We start from the raw sequence: 24,436 nt of genomic DNA, 5'->3' as shown, positions 1-24,436 counted from the left end.
CAGCAGAATTTAAATGTGGAAAAGGCCGCGAAAGCGGCCTTTTGTTGTTGCAACGATTTGCAAATTTTTGCGGAGCTTATTGCTGTTCTTGCGCCGCATTGCCCATCTTGATTTTCGCTTCACTACGCAAGCTGGACAGCAGAGAATCAAACAGCGCACCCAGAGAACCTTGCTGAACCTGGCTAGCAAACTGTGTTTTCTGCTCATCATTTAGCTGATGTGGCGTCACGCTATCCAGCGCGACCAGCACGACATTACCAGCTTGATCCTGAGTAATCGCATAAGATGGCTTATCTTTCTCTGGATGTGGCATAGCAAAGATTGCTTCAGCCGTTGCATCACCCTGAGAGATAGAAGACATCGTTTTTGCCTCACCAAAGCTCAGACCCGCAGCTTTAAGCGCGTCGTCTTTACCTTGCTTCAGCTCAGCCAGAATTTTTTCAGCGTCTACACGAGTCTGCTGTTCAGCTTTCTGACGTTTCAGCGTCTCTACGATCTCGGTACGAACCTGATCCAGAGGGCGAGTACTTTCAGGCTTGTGCTCAGTGATACGCAGAACGAAAGCACGATCGCCGTCGACGTTAATCACATCGGAGTTGTTGCCCGCAGCACCGTTTTCGCCCAACAGCGCACCGCTAAAGATAGCCTGCGTTACTGGCTGGAAGTTCAGCGCAGCGGGAACTTTCTCACGCGTAAACCAGTCGGTCTGCGTTGCCTTCACACCGGCCGCTTCTTCTGCTGAAGCCAGAGATTCGTTGTCGTTACTGGCCGCTTCGCTGACTTTTTGTTGCAGCGCATAGTAACCATCCTGCGCTTTCTCGTGTTTCACTTTCTCAGCAATCTCTGCACGCACTTCGCTCAGCGGTTTGACCTGCTGCGGCTGAACATCATCCAGACGCACAACCAGATAGCCAACAGATGATTTAATCGCTTCGGAAACCTGACCTTTCTCCGTCAGTTTTGCCTGCTTCAGCTCATCAATCATGCTGTTTTCGTCCATCCATCCCAGATCGCCACCGTTGCGGCGCGAGATAACGTCCGTTGATTTTTCTTTCGCCAGCGTAGCGAAATCACCACCTTGCTTCAGCGCATCAAGAACAGACGCTGCATCGGCCTCATTCTTCACCTGAATAACGCTGAATTTTTTGCGCTCAGGTTGGGAATAATCGCTCTTGTTCTGTTCGTAGAAATCGTTGATGGCAGCATCGTCTACTTTCACGCCGTCCATGATGCTTGCCGCATCCAGCGAGATATAGCTGACTTTGAATTCTTCTGGTGCGATGAAATTCCCTTTGTTTTGATCGTAATAACTCTGGACTTCATCATCAGCAACCGTCTGGGCTTTCGCCTTGGCAGCAATATCAATGGTTGCAACACGGACAACGCGATCTTGTGCAGCCAGTTTCACCAGGTTATCGATCTCCTGCGGCAGCAGGAAGGCGGTATTGCCAAAGCCACGAATCAACTGCTGTGAAGTCAGTTGTTTACGCAGCATCTGAGCATACATATCCGGTGTGACGCCAAGGCGACGAACCTGATCCAGATACTTTTCATTATCAAAACGGTTGTTGGTCTGAAACGCGGGAACGTCAAAGATCGCCTGTTTGATTTGCTCATCACTGATGTTCAGTCCCAGCTTGTTGGCATACTGATCCAGCAAGGTTTCATCAATGAGTTGGGAGAGTGCCTGCCTACGCAATTGCTGCATGTAGCCGTCATTACTCGCCAGAAGAGAGAAATTCTCACCCAAGGCTTCCTGCTGACGACTGCGTTCGTTCTGTACCGCCTGCTCAAGCTGTGCGCGGGTAATTTCCTGCCCGTTCACCTTTGCAGCGTAATCTCCTGAACCACCAATAAGATAATCACCAACGCCAGTTAGAACGAATGATGCGATGATCAAAGCAAGAATAATTTTGAGCACGACGTTATTCGCGGCCGTACGTAAATTGTCCATCATAATGTGACAACACTCCGCTGTAGAATGGATAAAACTCCCTGCGCTGGCCGGAGCCATGCATCCTTGCGATTGCTATAGCCCAATACAAGGCTAGGGCGCATTTAAGCTTATTGCCCGCCACGTTTTGCCATGTGTCGGGTATGTATAGTCCTAATAAATAAAAGGCACATCATAAAATGATGCGCCTCGTATCTTACCCTACCAATATCATTGCGTCAGGTATTGTTTGGCACCCAAAGTGGTTATCAGCCAAACCTGTGACGTAATAATCAGTTAACGGCGTCTTTCAGCGTTTTACCAGCACGGAATCCTGGTACTTTCGCCGCAGGGATACTGATTTCTTTACCAGTTTGCGGGTTACGGCCGGTACGAGCAGCACGTTCACGCACTGAGAAAGTACCAAAACCAACCAAAGCAACATCATCCCCTTCTTTCAGGGATTCGGTAACGGAACCAATAATTGCATCCAACACACGCCCTGCTGCCGCTTTGGAAATATCAGCATCTGCGGCAATTTTGTCGATCAATTGTGACTTGTTCACTCTGTCATCCCCTCTGGAATTCTCTTATCGCGCTTCATTGTCCCAAGACGCGACACGTGACTTATTATCAATACTGTCATGCCTAGCCTGTTATGGCTAAAACTAACAGTGCTCTAACTTAGCGGTACAAAAAAAAGCTGGCAAGCACGATTTCACTCACCAGCCCTGATTTTCTCAAGGGTTTTTGCGACAGGTCACTATTTTGCCTTGGCTTTGGTCTTGGCTTTAGGCGCCGTGACCACCTGCATGCCAGAAGGCGCATTCAGCAATGCGAGTGCCAATACTTCCTCGATACGTTTCACCGGATGGATTTCCAGATCGGCAATCACGTTCTGTGGGATATCTTCCAGATCGCGCTTGTTGTCATCAGGAATCAATACCGTCTTGATGCCACCACGGTGTGCTGCCAGCAGTTTCTCTTTCAGACCACCAATCGGCAGTACCAGACCACGCAGGGTGATCTCACCCGTCATCGCCACATCGGCACGCACCGGATTCCCGGTCAAACAAGAAACCAGTGCGGTACACATGGCGATACCCGCACTCGGACCGTCTTTCGGCGTCGCCCCTTCTGGAACGTGAACGTGGATATCACGCTTCTCGTAAAAATCAGCATTGATGCCTAATTTTTCTGCACGGGCGCGAACCACGGTAAGCGCAGCCTGAATCGACTCCTGCATGACCTCACCTAACGAACCGGTATAAGTCAGCTTACCTTTGCCCGGCACGCAGGCGGTTTCAATCGTCAACAGATCGCCGCCAACTTCCGTCCAAGCCAGTCCGGTCACCTGCCCTACGCGATTTTCATCGTCCGCACGACCATAGTCAAAACGCTGTACCCCAAGGAAATCCTTAAGGTTATCGCCCGAAATCTGGATATGCTTAGTGGATTTATCCATCAACAGCGTTTTTACTGCTTTACGGCACAACTTGGAGATTTCACGCTCCAGGCTACGCACGCCAGCTTCACGCGTGTAATAACGGATAATGCCAACAATCGCGCTGTCTTCTACCGAGATCTCACCATTTTTCAGCGCATTACGTTCGATCTGTTTCGGCAGCAGATGCTGTTTAGCGATATTCAGTTTTTCGTCTTCTGTATAGCCGGAAAGACGAATGACTTCCATACGGTCAAGCAACGGCGCTGGGATGTTCATCGAGTTAGACGTCGCAACAAACATCACGTCGGACAGATCGTAGTCGACTTCCAGATAGTGATCGTTAAACGCCACGTTCTGTTCAGGATCGAGCACTTCCAGCAAGGCAGAAGCCGGATCGCCACGCATGTCAGAAGACATCTTGTCGATCTCATCCAGCAGGAAGAGTGGGTTTTTCACACCAACTTTTGCCATTTTCTGGATCAGTTTGCCCGGCATTGAACCGATATAGGTACGACGGTGCCCGCGGATTTCAGCTTCGTCACGCACGCCACCCAGCGCCATACGCACATACTGACGTCCAGTCGCTTTGGCGATAGACTGACCGAGCGAGGTTTTACCCACGCCAGGCGGCCCCACCAGACACAGAATCGGCCCTCTGATCTTGCTGACACGGCTCTGTACTGCGAGATATTCAAGGATGCGTTCTTTCACGCGATCCAGACCATAATGATCGGTATCCAGCATTTCCTGCGCTTTCAGCAAGTCTTTCTTCACTTTGCTACGCGCATTCCACGGTACCTGCACCATCCAGTCGATATAGCTGCGCACCACTGTCGCTTCCGCTGACATCGGTGACATCATTTTCAGCTTTTGTAATTCTGCTTCGGCTTTCTCACGCGCGTCTTTCGGCATTTTCGCCGCTTCAATCTTGCGTTTTAACGCTTCGTGTTCATCCGGTGCGTCATCCATCTCACCCAGCTCTTTCTGAATCGCTTTCATTTGCTCATTCAGATAGTACTCACGCTGGCTTTTTTCCATTTGCTTCTTAACGCGGCCACGAATCCGTTTTTCTACCTGCAACAGGTCGATTTCGGATTCCATCATCGCCATCAGGTACTCCAAACGTTCAGTAATATCGAACATTTCAAGTACAGACTGCTTATCAGCCAATTTCAGCGGCATGTGCGCAGCAATGGTGTCAGCCAAACGCGCAGCATCATCAATGCTGTTCAGCGATGTCAGCACTTCAGGCGGGATCTTCTTGTTCAGCTTGATGTATCCCTCAAACTGATTGACCGCCGTGCGCATGAGCACTTCTTGCTCGCGCTCATCAATCGCTGGGGGATCAAGATATTCTGCGTGTGCAGCGAAATGTTCACCGCTGTCAGAAAGCGTCGTAATACGCGCACGCTGTAACCCTTCGACCAGCACTTTTACCGTGCCGTCCGGCAGTTTCAGCATTTGAAGAATTGAGGCTACCGTCCCTACCGAGAAAAGATCGTTAATACTTGGCTCATCCGTTGAGGCTTCTTTCTGTGCCACCAGCATGATCTTCTTATCATGATCCATTGCGGCTTCAAGGCACCGAATCGATTTCTCCCGACCAACAAACAACGGAATGACCATGTGCGGATAAACCACCACATCGCGCAATGGCAATACGGGGATTTCTATGCGTTCGGAACGCTCAGGGTTCATAGAGCTCTCTCTTAGTTTCGTTTCCGCCAGGTTATGGGAATCTCGTGAAACGCGGTTTTCACGGGTTTCATCAAATAGGTATTTGAGTATATGGGGATAAATGTCTCACATTCAACGACCAGCATGCGTGTAAAAAACAAATGGGGGATAAAATCCCCCATTTTTATTTTTTGATACCGCCAAATTGATTAATTATTCGCCGGAAGCCTGCTGTGTCTCAGGTTTGCCATAGATCAGCAATGGTTCGGACTGGCCCGCAATAACGGATTCATCAATGACGACTTTATCCACGCTTTCCAGCGATGGCAGGTCATACATGGTATCCAGCAAAGCAGCTTCAACGATAGAACGCAGACCACGTGCACCGGTTTTACGCACCATCGCTTTCTTAGCAATCGCCGTCAGCGCTTCATCGCGGAATTCCAGCTCAACGCCTTCCAGATTGAACAGCGCCTGATACTGTTTGGTCAGCGCATTCTTCGGCTCACGCAGAATCTGAATCAGCGCGTCTTCGCTCAGTTCTCTCAGCGTAGCAACGACTGGCAGACGACCGATAAACTCAGGAATCAAACCGAATTTAATCAAATCACCTGGCTCAACCTTGCCCAACAACTCGCCTTCTGTCGCTTTATCTGCAGTGCCTTTAACCGTTGCGTTAAAGCCGATGCCGCGTCCCGTGTCGGTACGCTGCTCGATCACCTTGTCCAGACCCGCGAACGCACCGCCACAGATAAAGAGGATCTTGGAGGTATCAACCTGCAAGAACTCCTGCTGCGGATGCTTACGGCCACCCTGCGGTGGAACCGCTGCGATAGTACCTTCGATCAGCTTCAGCAGAGCCTGCTGAACACCTTCACCCGACACATCGCGGGTGATCGATGGGTTGTCTGACTTACGAGAAATCTTGTCGATTTCATCGATGTAGACAATGCCACGCTGCGCTTTCTGCACATCGTAATCGCACTTCTGCAACAGCTTCTGAATGATGTTCTCAACGTCTTCACCGACGTAGCCCGCTTCAGTCAGGGTAGTCGCATCCGCCATAGTGAACGGAACGTCCAGGAAGCGCGCCAGCGTTTCAGCCAGCAACGTTTTACCGCTCCCCGTAGGACCGATCAGCAGGATGTTACTTTTACCCAGTTCGATCCCGTTGCTGCTGTCACCATTACGCAAGCGTTTATAGTGGTTATATACCGCAACGGCCAACACCTTCTTGGCCTGCTCTTGACCGATGACGTAATCGTCAAGGTGGCGGCGAATTTCGTGTGGCGTCGGCAACGCACTGCGCTCACGGTGGGGCGCCACTTCCTTAATTTCTTCGCGAATAATGTCGTTACACAAGTCAACACATTCATCGCAGATATACACCGACGGCCCGGCAATCAGCTTACGCACTTCATGCTGGCTTTTGCCGCAAAAAGAGCAGTACAGTAACTTTCCTGAACCGTCTTTGCGCTTATCTGTCATGAGTTAAACCTCTTTTTCGTCTTTTGCCCGCAGGCCAACCACAGCGATACCGCTACAACGAACGCCGATACTTATAGCTAATACGCGTAAAATAACCTCGCACAACAGACTATCGGTCGAACACTGATTTTTAGCTACACCAGACCGCTAATATGGCGAATTATTACCCACGGTTAGTGAATACGGAGTCTACCAAACCGTAGTCTACTGCCTCACTGGCAGAGAGGAAACGATCGCGCTCGGTGTCTCTCTCTATCGCTTCAAGAGGCTGACCCGTATGTTTCGCCATCAGCTCATTCATCTTGGCTTTCACTTTCAGTATTTCTTTGGCATGGATTTCAATATCCGTTGCCTGCCCCTGGAAACCGCCCAATGGCTGGTGAATCATGACGCGCGAGTTAGGCAGGCAAATACGTTTGCCTTTGGCTCCCGCCGTCAACAGGAACGCGCCCATGGAACAAGCCTGTCCCATACAGATCGTGCTGACATCCGGCTTGATAAACTGCATGGTGTCGTAAATAGACATACCGGCAGTAATGACGCCACCTGGAGAGTTAATGTACAGATAAATGTCTTTTTCTGGGTTCTCAGCTTCCAGAAACAGCATCTGTGCCACAACCAGATTCGCCATGTGATCTTCAACCTGACCAGTCAGGAAGATTATCCGTTCTTTTAGCAGACGGGAATAGATATCGTAAGAACGTTCCCCGCGAGAGGTCTGTTCAACCACCATCGGCACTAACGCCATATGAGGTGCTTGTCTTTCTTGTTCGCCACTGTATGACATTCACGTCTCCTAGATAAAATGCGTCCGGCACTCTTAGCGTTGTTCAATCAATTGCATTGTTCAATTCTACTAGAGATAGGGGGGGATGACTACGGAACCCTGTCTCGTCCTTGCTGAACAACCCATACGGCCGAGAATCCTTACCTGCTGTGCCTACTTTTCCTCTTCAGTGAGTGGGGGCACACGCATTGTATTTCAAGCTTACACTATCAATCGTTCTCTATTAAAGAGCCAATTATTTTATTCTTAACACGTTATCGGCACGGCAACGCCGCAGTTTAACTCGTTGCCTGACCTAACAAATTCGCTGCCTGAGTTAACTGTATGACTTAATAGTAGTGCAATTTCAGGCAATCATTCCTCGTGTATCCCCTGACAGGAACACCAGATACGACGTAACATCCAAACGATCATTATCAGTATTGCACAAAGCACCAAGCAAAAAGCCCGCGCCATAAGGCACGGGCTTTTGATAGGGAAGCATCCCCGCTACGCAATAAACAATGTTGATATCAACAAGGTTTATGCCGTAGTCGTTTGATTCATCAGTTCGTTGAAGCTTACTGATTTCTCAACAACTTTCGCTTTAGCAAGCACGGTTTCTACCGCTTGCTCTTCCAGAGCGACGTTACGCATGTTGTTCAGCAGCTCTTTGTTTTTGCTGTAGAACTCGATAACTTCCTGCGGATCTTCGTAAGCAGAAGCCATCTCTTCGATCAGTGCATTAACGCGTGCTTCGTCAGCTTTCAGCTCATTGCTGCTGATGACTTCGCCCAGCAACAGACCGATAACAACGCGGCGTTTAGCTTGCTCTTCGAACAGTTCACGCGGTAATTCCTGCGCTTGCTTCTCGTTGCCGCCAAAACGCTGTGCAGCCTGACGACGCAGAACGTCGATTTCGCCATCGATCAGTGCAACTGGCACGTCGATTTCGTTAGCGTTGATCAGTCCGTCCAGAACCTGAGTTTTAACACGGTTACGCACCGCGCCTTTCAGCTCACGTTCCATATTTTTACGAACTTCAGCACGCAGACCTTCCTGAGAACCATCAGCCACGCCGAAACGTTTGATGAATTCTTCAGTCAGTTCAGGCAGCTCACGTTCTTCAACTTTCTTCAGGACGATAGCGAACTGAGCCGCTTTTCCTTTCAGATTTTCAGCGTGGTAATCTTCTGGGAAGTTCACGTTGATAGTGAATTCTTCACCCGCTTTGTGCCCAACGATGCCATCTTCAAAGCCTGGGATCATGCGATTCTGGCCCATTGCCAGAACGAAGTCGGACGCTTTTCCGCCTTCGAAGACTTCGCCGTCGATAGAACCGGTGAAATCGATCGTTGCACGATCTTCCGCTGCCGCAGCGCGGTCAGTTTCTTTCCAGGTCGCCTGTTGCTTACGCAGCGTGTCCAGCATGGTATCAACGTCAGCATCAGTGACTTCAACAACCGGTTTTTCAACTTCGATTGCATCCAGACCTTTCAGCTCGACTTCTGGGTACACGTCAAATTCAACAGAGTAAGTGAAGTCGCCACCTACGGCATATTCGCCAGGGATGTAGTTAGGCGCGCCAACCGGATTAATTTTTTCTTTGATGATCGCGTCAACAAAGTTGCGCTGCATCAGGTCACCCAATACGTCCTGACGCACAGAGGCACCATAACGCTGAGCAACAACATTCATCGGCACTTTGCCTTTACGAAAACCGTCAATACGTACTTTTTTGGCCGTGTTGACCAGCTCGCTCTTCACCGCACTCTCAATGATGTCAGCAGCAACGGTAATCGTTACGCGACGTCCCAGACCTTGAGTTGTTTCAACTGAAACTTGCATCTTATTACCTCAAAAAATCACAGTGATCGGTCAACCCCAAAACTATTCTCGCGACGAAAAACTCTCACGACAGCGACACTTACTCAGACTGCCGCCACCGAAGGCGTACAGCTCGAATCAACCTCGCAGAACCGGGAAATTGCCAACCCCGTCCTTGTAGTCAGAAGCGTCCCGAATACATTCAGGAAAAAATTAGACGCGTATTATAGCGATATAGAGAGGATGAGTCGAGAACGGCGGGCGGACTATTACAGCAACGGATTCACACTTTTGTCAGTAACCCGCCCTGAATATGTCAGGAACGGGCCATATTAATGACTTAAGAAAGGATGCCAGCGCCACCGCAAGGCGGTGAAGAAGGTACGGCATTTTGCAAACTGGTCCACTCTTTTGCCGTATACGTATGCAGCGCTAACGCATGCACTGACCCCGCCAGCTCCGTAGCCAGCACGGCATAGACTGCACGATGTCGCCCAATCACGCGTTCGCCCGTAAATTTATCGCTGACCAGCACAACTTTAAAATGGCTTTCTGCTCCCGCAGGCACGTTGTGACGATAACTCTCATCAGTCACTTCTAAATGAACGGGTTCAAAACCCACACGCAGCTTGTCTTCTATCGTTTCACGCATCATACGGCTACCCTTTCGGCTTGGGGAAAATTTGATATCAACGCGACATGACTGTCATTCACCGATGCCCGAATCACTATAACCTCATCGTTTTTCAACCTGTTATGCGTAAAAACAGCATCGCGAGAAGAAAGCTGTACGCTACGGGTTGATATATCATCGACGGTCTTGATGTGATAAAAACGGTTTTTCCAGGTCAAAAGCGTGAAAAAGATGAATTTCAGGACAATTTACCTGCTATCGGATCTTTTTCCTGCCTGTGGCGATGATATGATATCAACAATATTTGTCAGCTCACCACACTAATCATTACTGAGAAAATACGAATGTTAAAAAAATTATTTTTCCCTCTTCTGGCCGTAATTCTGCTTGCAGGATGTGCAGCAAAAAGCAACACCTTGAACATCACACCAAAAATTAGCGTGCCTTCTCAGGATCCGACGCTGATGGGTGTAACGATTAGCATCAATGGTGCAGACCAGCGCGCCGATCAGGCTCTGGCGAAAGTGAATCGCGATGGCCAACTGATTACGCTGACGCCTTCTCGCGATCTGCGTTTCCTGTTGCAAGAAGCGTTGGAAAAACAAATGACCGCACGCGGTTACATGATCGGAACTGGTGGCCCAGTCGCCTTGCAGATCGTGGTTAACCACCTGTACGCTGATGTCTCCGAAGGCAACCTGCGCTACAACATCACCACCAAAGCGGATATCTCGATCATTTCTCAGGCGGCGAATGGCAACAAACAGGTGAAAAACTACCGCTCGACCTATAACGTTCAGGGCGCGTTTACTGCCAATAATGAAAATATTACCAATGCCGTTAACACGGTGTTAGGCGATGTCATCAACGACATGGCGCAAGACACGACTGTAAGTAGCTTTATCAAAGAAAACGCCCGTTAATTTCTGTACGCCGCTTCCCTTGCTCCTGAACGCTCACGGAGCAAGGGAAAGGACTCTTCATGTTTAGTCGCATCATTGCTTTATTCAGCCAACGTAATTCGCTTTTTATGCTGTTGCTTGGCTTTGCTTCCGGTTTACCACTGGCATTGACATCAGGCACATTGCAAGCCTGGATGACCGTCGAGAATGTCGATCTGAAAACCATTGGTTTTTTCTCTCTGGTTGGTCAAGCCTACGTCTTCAAGTTCTTGTGGTCCCCGCTGATGGACCGCTACACCCTACCGTTTCTCGGCAGACGCCGCGGCTGGCTGATTCTCAGTCAACTTCTGCTCATTGCTGCCATTATTGGCATGGGGTTTATGAACCCGGCACGCGATCTCTGGTGGCTGGCCGCATTGGCGGTTCTGGTCGCGTTCTGCTCTGCGTCTCAGGATATTGTTTTTGATGCCTATAAGACGGATTTACTTCCCCCTGAAGAACGCGGTACGGGTGCAGCCACCTCGGTATTAGGTTATCGTCTGGCCATGCTGGTTTCTGGCGGACTGGCGCTGTGGATGGCCGATCGCTATTTCGGCTGGCAGGCCACTTATTGGTTAATGGCAGGGTTAATGCTGATTGGTGTATTCGCCACCCTGTTAGCGCCGGAACCACTGAATAGCCAGCCTGCACCGCGCACCATGGAGCAAGCAATTGTTGCCCCCTTGCGTGACTTCTTCGCACGCAACAACGCCTGGCTCATTCTTCTGCTTATCGTGTTATACAAACTCGGTGACGCCTTTGCGGTCAGCTTGACGACAACCTTCCTGATACGAGGCGTTGGCTTCAATGCTGGTGATGTCGGGCTGGTTAATAAGACACTTGGACTCTTAGCCACCATCGTGGGAGCCATTTACGGCGGATTACTGATGCAGCGACTCTCGTTGTTCAGAGCGCTGATGCTGTTTGGTATTCTTCAGGCGGTATCGAATGCGGGATACTGGTTGCTGGCTATCACAGACAAAAGTCTGTTCACCATGGCCAGCGCTGTCTTTCTGGAAAATCTCTGCGGCGGTATGGGAACGGCAGCATTCGTCGCGCTATTGATGACGCTGTGTAATAAGTCATTTTCAGCCACACAATTTGCTCTGCTTTCCGCCCTTGCCGCTGTCGGACGGGTTTACGTTGGCCCTATCGCAGGCTGGTTTGTCGAATCCTACGGCTGGGCATGGTTCTATCTGTTCTCGATTTTTGCCGCATTACCGGGACTGGCAATCCTGATGATTTGCCGTGAAACGCTGGAATTTACCCAGAAAACCGATACTTTTCAGTTACGCACACATTTCCAAAATTATTACAAAAAGGCCATACATGTGCTGGGATTAGGTGTGATCGTGCTGGTATTGTGGCTCATGCTGCTGATCAGCAATGCGCTGGAATGGTCCTCATTGCCTCTATTGGCAGAATACCTGCTCGCCGCAGGCGGCACGCTCGCTCTACTAGGCATTTTCTTCGGTAGCTTGCTGGACTATCTGTCACTCCGGCGCACGTCCAAACAGTCCACGCACTGACGATATTCGTTCAGGCAGCACTCATCTGCTGCCTGAACCTATTACATCATTCCTTTATTTAATTATTTTTTTCATAATTATCTTGCTAGAGGGAATTTTATTTCCTCGTGAAACCCGCCAGAACTAATTTCATTCGTTATCAAAAACACAGATTGAGCAAAAAATTTCACCAAACTAAAAATAGAAAATAAGCGTTACGATACGTTGTAATTTCTTATTATCCATCCATACTCTCATCTGGGTAGCCACTTAATTTGCTGTTTTTCAATACCATTTTTATTTTGGCTATCTTTGTGACATTAAGGGCAAAAAACAGCAACAATCGGCTGACATAACCTTAATCATGTTTACAGTGCAGTAACCTTCCCGTAAAATGCCCGCTCGCATGAAATGACAATAGAGCCCTTGTTATTGAGGTCGCTAGATGAGACTCAAGAAATACAATAAAATTTTTGGGATGCTGTCTTTATTTGCAGCCACTGTTCTACTGAGCGGTTGCGATATGGCGCTGATGAACCCCAAAGGAGAAGTCGGGTTAGAGCAAAGATCGTTAATACTGACTGCCATCGGGCTGATGTTGATCGTTGTGATTCCCGTTATCGTTATGACGATAGCTTTTGCCTGGAAGTTCCGTGCTTCCAATGAAAAGGCAAAATATACCCCGAACTGGTCACATTCCAATAAGATAGAAGCAGTAGTCTGGACTGTACCAATTATCATTATCGTTATTCTTGGCACCATTACCTGGAAGACGACTCACTCGCTTGACCCTTACAAGCCGCTGGTATCAGACGTCAAACCTATCAATGTCGAAGTTGTTTCGCTTGATTGGAAATGGCTGTTTGTGTACCCGGATCTGGGTATCGCGACGGTTAACGAACTGGCTTTCCCTGCCAACGTGCCTGTTGCGTTCAAGATTACATCCGACTCCGTGATGAACTCCTTCTTCATCCCTCGTCTTGGCGGACAAATTTACGCCATGGCCGGAATGCAGACGAAGCTCCACTTGATCGCTAATGAACCGGGCAAGTATGACGGTATCTCTGGCGGCTACAGTGGTAAAGGCTTCTCTGGTATGAAGTTCACCGCGATTGCCACGCCAACTCAACAAGAGTTTGACCAGTGGGTTGCGAACGTTCGGTCGTCCCCTAAGACACTGAATACCATGGATGAATTCAACGCTTTGGCTAAACCAAGTGAATTCCATCCTGTCGAATACTTCTCCACTGTCCAGCCGGATTTGTTCAATAATATTATTCGCAAATTCACAGGCAACGACATGAACATGCAACATCATGGTGAAGGCATGAAGCCCGACGAAAACATGCAACACGGTGAGGGTATGAACATGGGCGAGCATAGCTCGCACAAAGGAGCCGAGGGATAATACGATGTTCGGAAAACTTACACTCGATGCGGTTCCGTATCACGAACCCATTATTATGGTCACCGTGGCGGCGATCATCGTTGGCGGCCTTGCGCTGCTGGCGGCAATAACCTATTTCGGTAAGTGGAAATGGCTGTGGGCCGAATGGTTCACCTCCGTAGACCACAAGAAAATCGGTATCATGTACATCATCGTCGGTCTGGTGATGATGATACGTGGTTTTGCCGATGCCATCATGATGCGTGGCCAGCAGGTGCTGGCCTCTGCCGGGCAAGAAGGCTTCTTAAACGCTCACCACTACGATCAGATTTTCACCGCACACGGTGTCATCATGATCTTCTTCGTGGCAACCCCGTTCGTTGTTGGCTTGATGAACCTTGCGGTTCCCTTGCAGATCGGTGCGCGTGACGTTGCTTTCCCATTCCTGAACTCCCTCAGCTTCTGGCTGTTTGTCGCTGGCGTTATCTTGATCAACCTCTCTCTCGGGGTAGGTGAATTTGCGCAGACTGGCTGGGTGGCGTATCCGCCGCTTTCAGGAAAGGAGTACAGTCCCGGCGTCGGGGTCGATTACTGGATATGGAGTCTACAGATATCCGGTATAGGTACCACGCTGACAGGTGTTAACTTCTTCGCTACGATTCTGAAGATGCGCGCACCGGGCATGACGCTGATGAAAATGCCAGTATTTACCTGGACGGCACTGTGTACCAACGTGCTGATCATTGCCGCATTCCCGATATTGACCGTGACCATTGCACTACTGACGCTTGACCGTTACCTCGGCACCCATTTCTTTACCAATGATATGGGTGGCAACATGATGATGTACATCAACCTGATTTGGGCATGGGGTCATCCTGAGGTTTACATTCTGGTGCTGCCAGTCTTCGGTATTTACTCCGAAGTGGTTGCGACCTTCTGTAAAAAACGGCTGTTTGGCTACACCTCACTGGTGTGGGCAACGATTGCGATTACGGTTCTGTCGTTCATCGTTTGGTTGCACCACTTCTTTACCATGGGGTCTGGCGCGAACGTCAACGCCTTCTTTGGTATAGCCACCATGATTATTTCAATCCCGACCGGGGTTAAAATCTTCAACTGGCTGTTCACCATGTATCAAGGCCGTATCGAATCCAACTCCGCGATGCTGTGGACCACGGGCTTCATCATCACCTTCACCATCGGTGGGATGACCGGGGTACTGCTGGCCGTACCGGGTGCGAACTTTGTCCTGCACAACAGTCTGTTCCTGATTGCTCACTTCCATAACGTGATCATCGGCGGCGTAGTGTTCGGTTGCTTCGCAGGTATTACTTACTGGTTCCCGAAAGCCTTTGGCTTCACCCTGAACGAAACCTGGGGTAAGCGCGCATTCTGGTTCTGGATTATCGGCTTCTTCGTTGCCTTCATGCCGCTGTATGTCCTCGGCTTCATGGGAATGACGCGTCGTCTGAGTCAGCAAATCAACCCTGAGTTCCACGCCTTACTGGTTGTGGCCTCCATCGGTGCGGTATTGATTGGTATCGGCGTACTGTGTCAGGTTATGCAGTTCTACGTCAGTATCCGTGACCGTGACCAGAACCGCGATCTGACGGGCGATCCGTGGGGTGGACGTACGCTGGAGTGGGCAACCTCTTCTCCTGCACCGTTCTATAACTTCGCTATCGTGCCACACGTCAACGACCGTGACGCATTCTGGGAAGCGAAAGAGAAAGGTGAAGCTTACAAGCGCCCTGCCAGCTATGAAGAGATTCACATGCCGAAGAACACCGGCGCAGGTGTGATTATCTCCGCATTCAGCCTGGTATTCGGTTTTGCCATGATCTGGCATATCTGGTGGCTTGCTATCGCCGGCTTCGCTGGCATGATTGTGACCTGGATTGTGCATAGCTTTAATCAAGACGTGGATTACTACGTGCCGGTTAAAGAAATTGAGCAAATTGAGAATCAGAATTTTGATCAACTCAGTAAGGCAGGCGTGAAACATGTCAACTGAAACTCTGACTAACCACAATACTGCCCATGCCGAGCATGGGCACCACGACGCAGGAGCCAACAAAGTATTCGGCTTCTGGGTCTACCTGATGAGCGACCTGATCATTTTCGGGTCACTGTTCGCAACCTATGCGGTACTGGTTAACGGTACTGCGGGTGGCCCAAGCGGGAAGGAACTTTTCCAACTGCCTTTTGTGCTGGTGGAAACGTTCGCGCTGTTGTTCAGTAGTATTACCTACGGCATGGCAATGATCGCCATGAATAAGGGCAACAAATCTCAGGTTAACACCTGGTTAGGCGTGACCTTCCTGTTCGGTCTGGTGTTTATCGGGATGGAAATCTATGAATTCCATCACCTGATCGCTGAAGGCTATGGCCCGGATCGCAGTGCGTTCCTGTCTGCCTTCTTCGCACTAGTCGGCACCCACGGACTGCACGTAACAGGCGGTCTGATCTGGTTGGTCATCATGATGATTCAGGTGTCCAAGCGTGGCCTGACTGCAACCAATAAAACGCGTCTGATGTGCCTGAGTCTGTTCTGGCACTTCCTCGACGTGGTATGGATCTGTGTCTTCACCGTTGTTTATCTGCTGGGGGCAATGTAATGAGTCATTCAACAACCGATCATGCAGGTGCCAGCCACGGCAGCGTGAAGTCATATGTGATAGGTTTTGTTCTGTCTGTAATTTTGACAGTGATTCCTTTCAGTATGGTCATGAGCGGCACAGCCTCACATAGCGCCATTCTTTTCACGGTGGTGGGATGTGCCGTTGTTCAGATTCTGGTACATCTGGTGTACTTCCTGCACCTGAATACGTCCTCAGAAGAGCGCTGGAACGTGGTGGCTCTTGTGTTTGCCGTCCTGATTATCGCTATTGTCGTCGTGGGCTCCATCTGGATTATGATGAGCGCACACCACAATATGATGATCCAGTAACAGAGCCGTAAAAGATGATTAAGCAATACCTGCAAGTTACTAAACCAGGAATTATTTTCGGAAATCTGATTTCCGTTATCGGTGGATTTCTCCTTGCGGCCCAAGGCCGCATTGATTATCCCCTGTTTTTCGCCACCCTCGTGGGTGTGTCGTTAGTCGTTGCATCTGGCTGCGTGTTTAACAACGTCATTGACCGCGACATCGACAAGAAAATGGAGAGAACCAAAAATCGGGTTCTGGTAAAGGGACTGATTTCGCTGAAGGTAACGCTGGTTTACGCATCGCTGTTAGGTATTGCGGGCTTTGCTCTGCTTTACATCGCGGCTAACCCGCTGGCCATGTGGCTGGCGGTGATGGGCTTCGTCGTGTATGTCGGTGTGTATAGTCTGTACATGAAGCGGCATTCTGTTTATGGCACGCTGATTGGCAGCCTGTCCGGCGCGGCACCACCGGTTATCGGTTACTGTGCCGTCAGCAACCAGTTCGATGCTGGCGCGTTGATTCTGCTGCTGATCTTTAGCCTGTGGCAGATGCCGCATTCATACGCGATTGCGATTTTCCGCTTCAAGGATTATCAGGCCGCCAACATCCCGGTTCTGCCTGTTGTGAAAGGTATCTCCGTTGCGAAACACCACATCACGCTGTACATCGTGGCGTTTGCGGTAGCGACACTGATGCTGTCTCTCGGCGGCTATGCCGGCTATAAATATCTGATCGTTGCCGCAGCAGTTAGCGTCTGGTGGTTGGGTATGGCGCTGTCAGGCTATAAAAATGCGATTGATGACCGCGTATGGGCAAGAAAACTGTTTGTTTTCTCCATTGTCGCGATTACGTCACTGAGCGTCATGATGTCTGTGGATTCAATGGCACCAGCGCATGAAATTATGCTGACCTACCTACGTTAATCACAAGCAGCGTTACAGGCATTTAATAAAAACAGGTGGCTCGTCCGCCTGTTTTTTTATGACCCGCTTCCTGCACGCGCCCTTCGTCTCGTCGCAAGGACGTTAAAAACGTTCCCTGGTTTTTTATGTCGAGCTTCCTGCTCTCCCCCCTTCGGGCCGTCGCAAAAGCGACGTTGAAAAACTCTCCCTGCGTTTTTTTCTTTTCCCCCTCCCCTATTTCCTACCCCGCCAAATCACGTAACAAACCTATCGTTTACTGTCTGGCCAATAACGCACTAAAATAGCGCCAATTGTTTTCAGAGGTACGTATGAACGATAATAAAATGACCCCTGGCGAATTACGCGCCACATGGGGCTTGGGAGCCGTTTTTTCACTGCGCATGCTTGGCATGTTCATGGTTCTGCCTGTTCTGACCACGTACGGCATGGCCTTGCAGGGCGCGAGTGAAGCGCTGATCGGTATTGCGATTGGTATTTATGGCTTAATGCAGGCTATTTTCCAGATTCCCTTTGGTTTGGTCTCCGATCGTATCGGTAGAAAACCGCTGATCGTCGGGGGACTGCTGATATTTGCACTCGGCAGCGTCATCGCCGCACTGAGCGACTCCATCTGGGGCATCATCCTTGGTCGGGCATTGCAGGGCGCTGGCGCGATTTCTGCCGCCGTCATGGCGCTACTTTCCGACCTGACGCGTGAGCAGAACCGAACCAAAGCCATGGCGTTTATCGGCGTCAGCTTTGGTGTCACCTTTGCTATCGCCATGGTCGTTGGGCCTATCGTTACTCACGCCTTCGGTTTACAGGCGCTCTTCTGGGGCATCGCCCTTCTGTCACTCGCTGGCATTGTCATCACGCTGACCCTAATTCCTTCTGCGCCTGCACACGTCCTGAATCGAGAATCGGCGATGGTACGCGGCAGTTTCCGCAAAGTGCTCGGCAATAGCCGCCTGCTGAAACTGAATATCGGCATCATGTGTCTGCATATTTTATTGATGTCGAGCTTCGTCGCCCTGCCGCGCGTAATGGAATCTGTGGGCTTGGCACCGCAGGACCACTGGAAAGTCTATCTGGTCACGATGCTGATCTCTTTTGTCGGCGTCGTGCCTTTCATTATTTATGCTGAAGTGAAAAGGCGAATGAAGCAGGTCTTCATCGGCTGCATCGTGGTGCTGATCGCCGCAGAAGTTGTCCTATGGAAGGCAGATAACCACCTCTGGCAAATTATCATTGGTGTACAGCTGTTCTTCCTGGCTTTCAACGTCATGGAAGCCCTGCTGCCCTCGTTGATTAGCAAGGAGTCGCCTGCGGGATACAAAGGCACCGCGATGGGCGTTTACTCCACCACGCAGTTTATCGGTGTGGCCATTGGTGGGAGCATCGGCGGCGGGCTGTTTGAGCTTTATGGTGCCTCAGCCGTGTTTATGGCTGGCGCGGCGATTGCGGCCATCTGGCTACTCGTCAGCGTCACCATGCAGGAGCCGCCTTATCTCAGTAGCCTGAGAATCACGCTGTCTGATTTAGCATTGCAGGATAGTGAATTGGAACAGAAAATTCGTACCCAGCCCGGCGTGGCCGAAGTGGTCATCGTGCCGGATGAATACAGCGCCTATGTGAAGATCGACAACAAAAAGACCAATCGGCAGCAGTTAGAACAATTAGTGGGTCAATCCTAACGCACCATGCAACAGGCCAGCTTTCGCTGGCCTTACTGTTCATCGGCGGATGACTAAACGAATCAATCGCGGAAGTTGGTAAACTGGAACGGTTGCCCCAGATTTCCGCCTCGAATCAACGCCATCACGCCCTGCAAATCATCCCGTGATTTACCGGTGACGCGAACCTGTTCACCTTGAATCTGCGCCTGCACTTTCAGCTTGCTGTCTTTAATCAGCTTGATGATTTGCTTCGCTAGCGTCGTTTCAATACCTTGCTTCAGCTTCGCTTCCACGCTGTACGTTTTTCCGCTGTGTTCCATTTCTTCTGGGATCTCCAGCGCACCGCCTTCAATACCCCGCTTAACCAGCTTTTCACGCAGAATATCAACCAGCTGTTGTACCTGAAAATCAGACTCGCTGGCCACTTTGATAGTCTGTGATTTCTCATTCAGTTCAAAGCTGGCCGGAACATTGCGAAAATCCCAACGGGTGCTCAGATCGCGTGTCGCATTTTCCACCGCGTTACGGACTTCCTGCATATCAATTTCCGAAACAATATCGAAAGATGGCATAATTCGCTCTCCTGACAAATTTGGCTGGCGAGCATAATAACCGCTCTTCTGCGATAAGCAAGATGCCAGACACGATCCCGTTTTTTACTCTGCATCAGGTAAACAGGCCGAATAACGCAAGATCGCGACATGAATGATAGCCTATGATGGCTGAACAACAGCGCCCGCATCGAATAAGGGAGACACACATGAAGATCACCGTTCTTGGCTGTGGCGCGCTGGGGCAACTTTGGCTCGCTGCGTTACATCAGCAAGGGCATGATGTCCAGGGATGGCTGCGCATTCCGCAACCGTATTGTCCAGTCAATGTCACGATGCTGGACGGCCAGCACTGTAATCTCAACCTGACAGCGAACGATCCCGATCATCTTGCCCAAAGCGAACTTCTGCTGGTGACGCTCAAAGCCTGGCAGGTTTCCGATGCCATTACCGTGCTGTTGCCGCAGCTCAACCCGCATTGCACGATTCTGCTTTTACACAACGGGATGGGCACACGAGAAGAATTGCCGTCGCTGCCGCAGTCACTAGTGCTTGGTATTACCACCCACGCTGCCAGACGCGATGCAAATAACGTCGTACACGTTGCGGCAGGCACAACGCATATTGGCACGTTTAACGGTGACAGTAGCCAAAGCCATTTAGCTGAAGTGCTGCATCAGGCCTTGCCGGATGTGGCCTGGCACACCAACATTAGCGCTACCTGCTGGCTGAAACTGGCGGCTAACTGCGTCATCAATCCGCTCACGGTGAAATATCACTGCACCAATGGCGAGCTTTCTGCCTACCCGGAACTGATTGTGTCACTTTGTCAGGAAGTGGCCAGCGTCATGGAACGAGAAGGCTTCCACACATCGCCAGATAGCCTGCTGCTCTACGTGAACCAAATTATTCAGAACACTGCGGCAAACACCTCATCAATGTTGCAGGACATCATCGCTCAGCGACATACCGAAATTGATTACATTACCGGGTATTTACTGCACCGTGCGCGTCTCCACGGGCTGATGCTCCCCGAAAATGCCCGTCTGTTTGACTACATTAAGCAAAAGGAAAATGATTATGACCGCATCGGCACTGGTGTGTCTGGCACCTGGTAGTGAAGAAACTGAAGCCGTCACGACCATCGATTTGCTTGTCCGAGCGGGTATTCAGGTCACGCTTGCCAGTGTAGCCAGCGATGGCAATCTGGAAATCGTCTGCTCACGCGGGGTAAGGCTGCTGGCGGATGCCCCACTGGCTACCGTCGCCGATCGGCCTTTCGATGTACTGGTGTTACCGGGCGGCCTGCAAGGTGCGGAGTGCTTCCGCGATAGCCCAATACTGGTGGAATGTATTCGACAAGCGCATCTGGAAGGGAAAATTGTCGCTGCGATGTGTGCAACGCCTGCGCTGGTGCTGGAATATCATCAGCTGTTCCCCGTCGGAAACATGACGGGCTATCCTGCGTTTAAGGATAAGATTGCACCAGAAAAATGGATGGAAAAGCGCGTCGTCTACGATCCACGGGTGAATCTGTTAACCACACAAGGGCCAGGAACCAGCATGGATTTCGCGCTGAAGATCATCGATTTGCTACTGGGAAAAGAAAAAGCCGCCGACGTCGCCGCACAGCTCATCCTGCCGCCGGGAATTCATAATTATCGCGATTAAGACTGACGAAAAAGGCGCTTGCGCACGTTCTGTCGTTGATAAACCTATTTGGGGAACGAAAACGGTGATAATGGAATAGAAGAGTAAAGCGTCCGCGCCAAGGATGGCGCGGCTCGAGCTTACATGGACGTACTTGCAGCGTCTTTACGATCTATCCATTACCACCGCTCGACGCACTTTGTCAGCAAGTCTAAGGCGCTTGCGCGCCTTATTTCTATTACGGACGGTATACCTTCACATTGCTGAAACCTTGCTCACGCAGGTACAGCGCCTGCAAGCGGCTCATCACGCCACGCTCGCAGTAAAGTAGATAGGTTTTACTCTGATCCAAATCGCCAAACTGCGTACCCAGTTTGTAGAACGGTAAGGATTTGATTTCGATCTGATCCAGCTCAAGCGGTTTATCGTCCTGTTCATCCGGCGCGCGGATATCCAACAGCACGTCAGTTGGCGCAAACGACGCGACCGTTTCGACTTCAACCACCTCTTGCTTGGTCTGCTCGGCGATCTCACGGATATCAATATTCCGTGCTTCACTCACCACGCGATCCAGGATAGCAAAATCAAAGTGGCCTTCTTCGGCCTCAATCTTCGCTTTCACTGCCTTCACCGTCGGGCTTTTAGAGATCACACCACAGTATTCCGGCATCGTTTTGGCGAAATCTTCCGTCCCCAGCTCACGAGCCTGTTTGATAATGTGCTCTTTATCATGAGAAATCAGCGGGCGAAGAATCAGCGTGTCGGAGGCATTATCGATCAAACGCAGGTTAGTTAGCGTCTGACTGGACACCTGCCCTAACGCTTCACCGGTCACCAGCGCCTGAACACCGTAACGCTCAGCAACTTTGGAGGCCGCACGTACCATCATGCGTTTTAAGACGACACCCATCTGGCCGTCGTCAACCTTCTCCAGAATTTCACCCACGACAGGATCGAAGTCGATGGCAATGAAACGCACCCGATGCGAGCTACCAAAACGGTTCCACAGATAGTGTGCGACCTGCTTCACACCGATCTCATGTGCTGCACCGCCAAGGTTGAAGAAGCAGTAATGCACGCGGCATCCACGACGCATCAACATATAGCTGGATACGCCAGAGTCGAAACCACCAGAAATCAGTGATAACACATCTTCCTGCGTACCGATTGGGTAACCACCGATCCCTTCGCTGCGGCCTTTAATCAGCAGCAGGCGGTCCTGCTCGATTTCCAGATGCACGGTGACCTGCGGTGTCGTGAGGTTAACTCGCGCCGTTTCAATATGCTGGTTCAAACCGCCGCCGACGTAGCGCTCCACGTCCTGTGAGCTAAATTCATGCTTACCGCGGCGTTTCACTCGCACACAAAACGTTTTGCCTTCCAACCGCTCACGATACAACGCCAGCGCCTGTTCAAAGATGTTATGCACATCGGTATAAGAATGATCTTCAACTTCCAGAATATGGTGAATACCCGGAATTCTTGTTAGCGCATCACGAATCGCTCCACGCTGATTTTCATCTTTGGCACGAACTTCGATATGATCCCAGTGACGGACAACCGCCAGCGTTTCATCATAGTGTTTTAATACGTTGCGAATGTTTCCGGTTAGAATCTTGATAAAGCGCAACCGCACAGATTGGCTCTTGATGGTGATTTCCGGGAACAATTTAATGATAAACTTCATGGTGGCTGTCGTTACTTGGTCAGAAAGGCGTAAATAAATTTACCCTGAGCACTAAAATCACGTTATCGGTAAAATCAGCCAGAACAGAGATGATTTTACCAATAGCATCCAGGGCGCGGAGTATATCATTATATGAAGATATACTGTGCGCTTTAACCGTATAATTGTTGCGCATCCACAGATGACCACACGCAACACCACGCTCTGCCGCCACAAGCCAACGGCGTATAACACCAGGATTCTGAAACCACTATGCCTAAGAAGACCGAGCAGCCAGTCAGCTTTGAAAGCTCGCTGAACGAACTGGAAAAAATCGTTACCCGCCTCGAATCAGGCGAACTACCGCTGGACGATGCGCTAAATGAGTTTGAGCATGGCATCCAGCTTGCTCGTCAGGGGCAGCAAAAACTGCAACAGGCAGAACAGCGCGTACAAATCCTGCTAAGCGACGATCCCGAGGCACCGTTGTCACCGTTTACGCCGGATAACGATTCGCTATGACCGATTTCAGCACGCAACTGAATGCACATTACCAGCGCACTAACCATATGTTGGGGCATTTCATCGCCGATCTCCCCTTTCAGAGTAGTCCACTGGTCAATGCGATGGAGTATGGCTCACTCTTAGGAGGCAAACGCCTGCGCCCGTTTCTGGTTTATACTACTGGCGAACTGTTTGGCGTGCCGTTAGAGAGTCTGGATGCGCCTGCTGCTGCAGTCGAATGTATCCATGCCTATTCACTGATTCATGACGATCTACCGGCAATGGACGACGACGATTTACGCCGCGGACAGCCAACCTGCCACATCAAGTTTGGCGAAGCGAATGCCATTTTGGCAGGCGATGCATTACAAACGCTGGCATTCTCCATTTTGGCCGATGCACCGATGCCGCAGGTCTCTGACCGCGATCGGCTGGCGATGCTTTCAGAATTAGCTCATGCTAGTGGTGTTGCGGGCATGTGCGGTGGTCAGGCTTTCGATCTGGAAGCGGAAGGCCATCAGGTCGATCTGGCCGCGTTAGAGCGGATTCACCGCCACAAAACCGGTGCCTTAATTCGCGCGGCTGTCCGATTAGGCGCACTGGCCGCCGGTGAAACAGGCCGCGCTGCGTTGCCCCATTTGGATCGTTACGCTAACGCGATTGGGCTCGCTTTTCAGGTTCAGGACGATATTCTCGATGTTGTTGGCGACAGCGCGACAACAGGCAAACGTCAGGGTGCAGACCAGCAACTAGGTAAAAGCACCTATCCCAGTTTACTGGGGTTAGATAACGCACGAAAAAAAGCACAGGAGCTCTATCAGGAATCACTGGCATCGCTTGACGATCTCGTCGCATCCAGCTCAATTCCCCTGAATATTGCCCCACTACAAGCGCTGGCGAATTTCATCGTTGAACGCGATAAGTAATTACCTAATGAGTCTCTA

Annotated in this window: 21 protein-coding genes; 12 read left to right on the top strand and 9 right to left on the bottom strand. The window is 50.4% G+C overall.

Going from position 1 to position 24,436, the window contains the following annotated elements:
• Positions 1–76 precede the first annotated feature (76 nt).
• The 7 genes from ppiD to bolA form a co-directional block, all read right to left on the bottom strand.
• Positions 77–1,957 carry a peptidylprolyl isomerase gene (ppiD, locus tag BJJ97_RS10865; RefSeq protein WP_095993941.1) on the bottom strand — a complete coding sequence of 627 codons (1,881 nt, stop codon included), beginning with the start codon at positions 1,955–1,957 and terminating at the stop codon, positions 77–79.
• 269 nt (positions 1,958–2,226) lie between these two features.
• Entirely contained in the window at positions 2,227–2,499 is a 273-nt protein-coding gene (gene hupB, locus BJJ97_RS10860) for a nucleoid-associated protein HU-beta (protein WP_005976031.1), read from the bottom strand.
• Between the two features lie 197 nt (positions 2,500–2,696).
• Positions 2,697–5,078: an endopeptidase La gene (gene lon / locus BJJ97_RS10855; RefSeq protein ID WP_095993940.1), complete on the bottom strand. Its 2,382-nt coding sequence runs from the start codon at positions 5,076–5,078 to the stop codon at positions 2,697–2,699.
• 192 nt (positions 5,079–5,270) lie between these two features.
• Positions 5,271–6,545 (bottom strand): ATP-dependent protease ATP-binding subunit ClpX, encoded by a 1,275-nt coding sequence (gene clpX / locus BJJ97_RS10850; protein ID WP_039485483.1) that lies wholly within the window; start codon positions 6,543–6,545, stop codon positions 5,271–5,273.
• Positions 6,546–6,708: 163 nt separating this feature from the next.
• A complete protein-coding gene (gene clpP, locus BJJ97_RS10845) occupies positions 6,709–7,332 on the bottom strand; it encodes an ATP-dependent Clp endopeptidase proteolytic subunit ClpP (RefSeq protein ID WP_010282141.1) in 624 nt (207 codons plus the stop codon).
• A 522-nt stretch (positions 7,333–7,854) separates the two neighbouring features.
• Positions 7,855–9,159, bottom strand: a complete 1,305-nt coding sequence (gene tig, locus BJJ97_RS10840) for a trigger factor (RefSeq protein ID WP_095993939.1) — start codon at positions 9,157–9,159, stop codon at positions 7,855–7,857.
• Between the two features lie 319 nt (positions 9,160–9,478).
• The gene (gene bolA / locus BJJ97_RS10835; protein WP_039485477.1) at positions 9,479–9,793 is read right to left on the bottom strand and encodes a transcriptional regulator BolA; all 315 of its coding nucleotides are present in this window, start codon (positions 9,791–9,793) and stop codon (positions 9,479–9,481) included.
• Positions 9,794–10,116: 323 nt separating this feature from the next.
• On the opposite strand from bolA, the gene BJJ97_RS10830 reads away from it, so the two are divergent.
• The 8 genes from BJJ97_RS10830 (at position 10,117) to BJJ97_RS10795 (ending at position 19,139) form a co-directional block, all read left to right on the top strand.
• Positions 10,117–10,695 carry a lipoprotein gene (locus BJJ97_RS10830; RefSeq protein ID WP_010304166.1) on the top strand — a complete coding sequence of 193 codons (579 nt, stop codon included), beginning with the start codon at positions 10,117–10,119 and terminating at the stop codon, positions 10,693–10,695.
• Between the two features lie 59 nt (positions 10,696–10,754).
• Positions 10,755–12,242 carry a muropeptide MFS transporter AmpG gene (ampG, locus tag BJJ97_RS10825; protein WP_095993938.1) on the top strand — a complete coding sequence of 496 codons (1,488 nt, stop codon included), beginning with the start codon at positions 10,755–10,757 and terminating at the stop codon, positions 12,240–12,242.
• 424 nt (positions 12,243–12,666) lie between these two features.
• Entirely contained in the window at positions 12,667–13,629 is a 963-nt protein-coding gene (cyoA, locus tag BJJ97_RS10820) for a cytochrome o ubiquinol oxidase subunit II (protein WP_039514069.1), read from the top strand.
• A gap of 4 nt (positions 13,630–13,633) precedes the next feature.
• The gene (gene cyoB, locus BJJ97_RS10815) at positions 13,634–15,625 is read left to right on the top strand and encodes a cytochrome o ubiquinol oxidase subunit I (protein WP_039485471.1); all 1,992 of its coding nucleotides are present in this window, start codon (positions 13,634–13,636) and stop codon (positions 15,623–15,625) included.
• Positions 15,615–16,229: a cytochrome o ubiquinol oxidase subunit III gene (locus BJJ97_RS10810; protein WP_095698760.1), complete on the top strand. Its 615-nt coding sequence runs from the start codon at positions 15,615–15,617 to the stop codon at positions 16,227–16,229. The genes cyoB and BJJ97_RS10810 overlap by 11 nt, the downstream gene beginning before the upstream one ends.
• On the top strand, positions 16,229–16,561 hold the full coding sequence (locus tag BJJ97_RS10805; protein ID WP_039490482.1) for a cytochrome o ubiquinol oxidase subunit IV: 333 nt from the start codon (positions 16,229–16,231) through the stop codon (positions 16,559–16,561). The genes BJJ97_RS10810 and BJJ97_RS10805 overlap by 1 nt, the downstream gene beginning before the upstream one ends.
• Before the next feature lie 14 nt (positions 16,562–16,575).
• Complete coding sequence (cyoE, locus tag BJJ97_RS10800; RefSeq protein WP_010282097.1) at positions 16,576–17,466, top strand: heme o synthase; 891 nt, start codon at positions 16,576–16,578, stop codon at positions 17,464–17,466.
• 308 nt (positions 17,467–17,774) lie between these two features.
• Positions 17,775–19,139 carry an MFS transporter gene (locus tag BJJ97_RS10795; protein ID WP_095993937.1) on the top strand — a complete coding sequence of 455 codons (1,365 nt, stop codon included), beginning with the start codon at positions 17,775–17,777 and terminating at the stop codon, positions 19,137–19,139.
• A 62-nt stretch (positions 19,140–19,201) separates the two neighbouring features.
• Here BJJ97_RS10795 and BJJ97_RS10790 read toward each other — a convergent pair whose 3' ends face one another.
• A complete protein-coding gene (locus BJJ97_RS10790; RefSeq protein ID WP_095993936.1) occupies positions 19,202–19,693 on the bottom strand; it encodes a YajQ family cyclic di-GMP-binding protein in 492 nt (163 codons plus the stop codon).
• Between the two features lie 188 nt (positions 19,694–19,881).
• Between BJJ97_RS10790 and panE the strand changes: the two genes are divergently transcribed.
• Positions 19,882–20,790, top strand: a complete 909-nt coding sequence (panE, locus tag BJJ97_RS10785) for a 2-dehydropantoate 2-reductase (protein WP_095993935.1) — start codon at positions 19,882–19,884, stop codon at positions 20,788–20,790.
• Positions 20,753–21,343, top strand: coding sequence for a protein deglycase YajL (yajL, locus tag BJJ97_RS10780; protein ID WP_010299098.1), 591 nt, complete (start codon positions 20,753–20,755; stop codon positions 21,341–21,343). The genes panE and yajL overlap by 38 nt, the downstream gene beginning before the upstream one ends.
• Positions 21,344–21,560: 217 nt before the next feature.
• Here the strand turns inward: yajL and thiI are convergent, their stop codons facing one another.
• Positions 21,561–23,009, bottom strand: coding sequence for a tRNA uracil 4-sulfurtransferase ThiI (gene thiI, locus BJJ97_RS10775; RefSeq protein WP_095993934.1), 1,449 nt, complete (start codon positions 23,007–23,009; stop codon positions 21,561–21,563).
• 252 nt (positions 23,010–23,261) lie between these two features.
• On the opposite strand from thiI, the gene xseB reads away from it, so the two are divergent.
• Both xseB and ispA read left to right on the top strand, forming a co-directional pair.
• Positions 23,262–23,510, top strand: coding sequence for an exodeoxyribonuclease VII small subunit (xseB, locus tag BJJ97_RS10765; protein WP_010282080.1), 249 nt, complete (start codon positions 23,262–23,264; stop codon positions 23,508–23,510).
• Positions 23,507–24,418 (top strand): (2E,6E)-farnesyl diphosphate synthase, encoded by a 912-nt coding sequence (ispA, locus tag BJJ97_RS10760; protein ID WP_095993933.1) that lies wholly within the window; start codon positions 23,507–23,509, stop codon positions 24,416–24,418. Before xseB ends, ispA begins: the two co-directional genes overlap by 4 nt.
• Positions 24,419–24,436 lie beyond the last annotated feature (18 nt).

The organism is Pectobacterium polaris (genome assembly GCF_002307355.1).
GTDB lineage: Bacteria > Pseudomonadota > Gammaproteobacteria > Enterobacterales > Enterobacteriaceae > Pectobacterium > Pectobacterium polare.
This window is presented reverse-complemented; position numbering and strand designations above follow the sequence as displayed.

Coding starts and splice junctions, on each gene's coding strand:
- BJJ97_RS10810 (WP_095698760.1), top strand. CDS start 15,615: ATGTCAACTGAAACTCTGACTAACCACAATACTGCCCATGCCGAGCAT.
- yajL (WP_010299098.1), top strand. CDS start 20,753: ATGACCGCATCGGCACTGGTGTGTCTGGCACCTGGTAGTGAAGAAACT.
- ampG (WP_095993938.1), top strand. CDS start 10,755: ATGTTTAGTCGCATCATTGCTTTATTCAGCCAACGTAATTCGCTTTTT.
- BJJ97_RS10805 (WP_039490482.1), top strand. CDS start 16,229: ATGAGTCATTCAACAACCGATCATGCAGGTGCCAGCCACGGCAGCGTG.
- clpP (WP_010282141.1), bottom strand. CDS start 7,332: ATGTCATACAGTGGCGAACAAGAAAGACAAGCACCTCATATGGCGTTA.
- panE (WP_095993935.1), top strand. CDS start 19,882: ATGAAGATCACCGTTCTTGGCTGTGGCGCGCTGGGGCAACTTTGGCTC.
- ppiD (WP_095993941.1), bottom strand. CDS start 1,957: ATGATGGACAATTTACGTACGGCCGCGAATAACGTCGTGCTCAAAATT.
- BJJ97_RS10790 (WP_095993936.1), bottom strand. CDS start 19,693: ATGCCATCTTTCGATATTGTTTCGGAAATTGATATGCAGGAAGTCCGT.
- BJJ97_RS10830 (WP_010304166.1), top strand. CDS start 10,117: ATGTTAAAAAAATTATTTTTCCCTCTTCTGGCCGTAATTCTGCTTGCA.
- cyoB (WP_039485471.1), top strand. CDS start 13,634: ATGTTCGGAAAACTTACACTCGATGCGGTTCCGTATCACGAACCCATT.
- ispA (WP_095993933.1), top strand. CDS start 23,507: ATGACCGATTTCAGCACGCAACTGAATGCACATTACCAGCGCACTAAC.
- cyoA (WP_039514069.1), top strand. CDS start 12,667: ATGAGACTCAAGAAATACAATAAAATTTTTGGGATGCTGTCTTTATTT.
- lon (WP_095993940.1), bottom strand. CDS start 5,078: ATGAACCCTGAGCGTTCCGAACGCATAGAAATCCCCGTATTGCCATTG.
- xseB (WP_010282080.1), top strand. CDS start 23,262: ATGCCTAAGAAGACCGAGCAGCCAGTCAGCTTTGAAAGCTCGCTGAAC.
- thiI (WP_095993934.1), bottom strand. CDS start 23,009: ATGAAGTTTATCATTAAATTGTTCCCGGAAATCACCATCAAGAGCCAA.
- tig (WP_095993939.1), bottom strand. CDS start 9,159: ATGCAAGTTTCAGTTGAAACAACTCAAGGTCTGGGACGTCGCGTAACG.
- cyoE (WP_010282097.1), top strand. CDS start 16,576: ATGATTAAGCAATACCTGCAAGTTACTAAACCAGGAATTATTTTCGGA.
- clpX (WP_039485483.1), bottom strand. CDS start 6,545: ATGACAGATAAGCGCAAAGACGGTTCAGGAAAGTTACTGTACTGCTCT.
- BJJ97_RS10795 (WP_095993937.1), top strand. CDS start 17,775: ATGAACGATAATAAAATGACCCCTGGCGAATTACGCGCCACATGGGGC.
- bolA (WP_039485477.1), bottom strand. CDS start 9,793: ATGATGCGTGAAACGATAGAAGACAAGCTGCGTGTGGGTTTTGAACCC.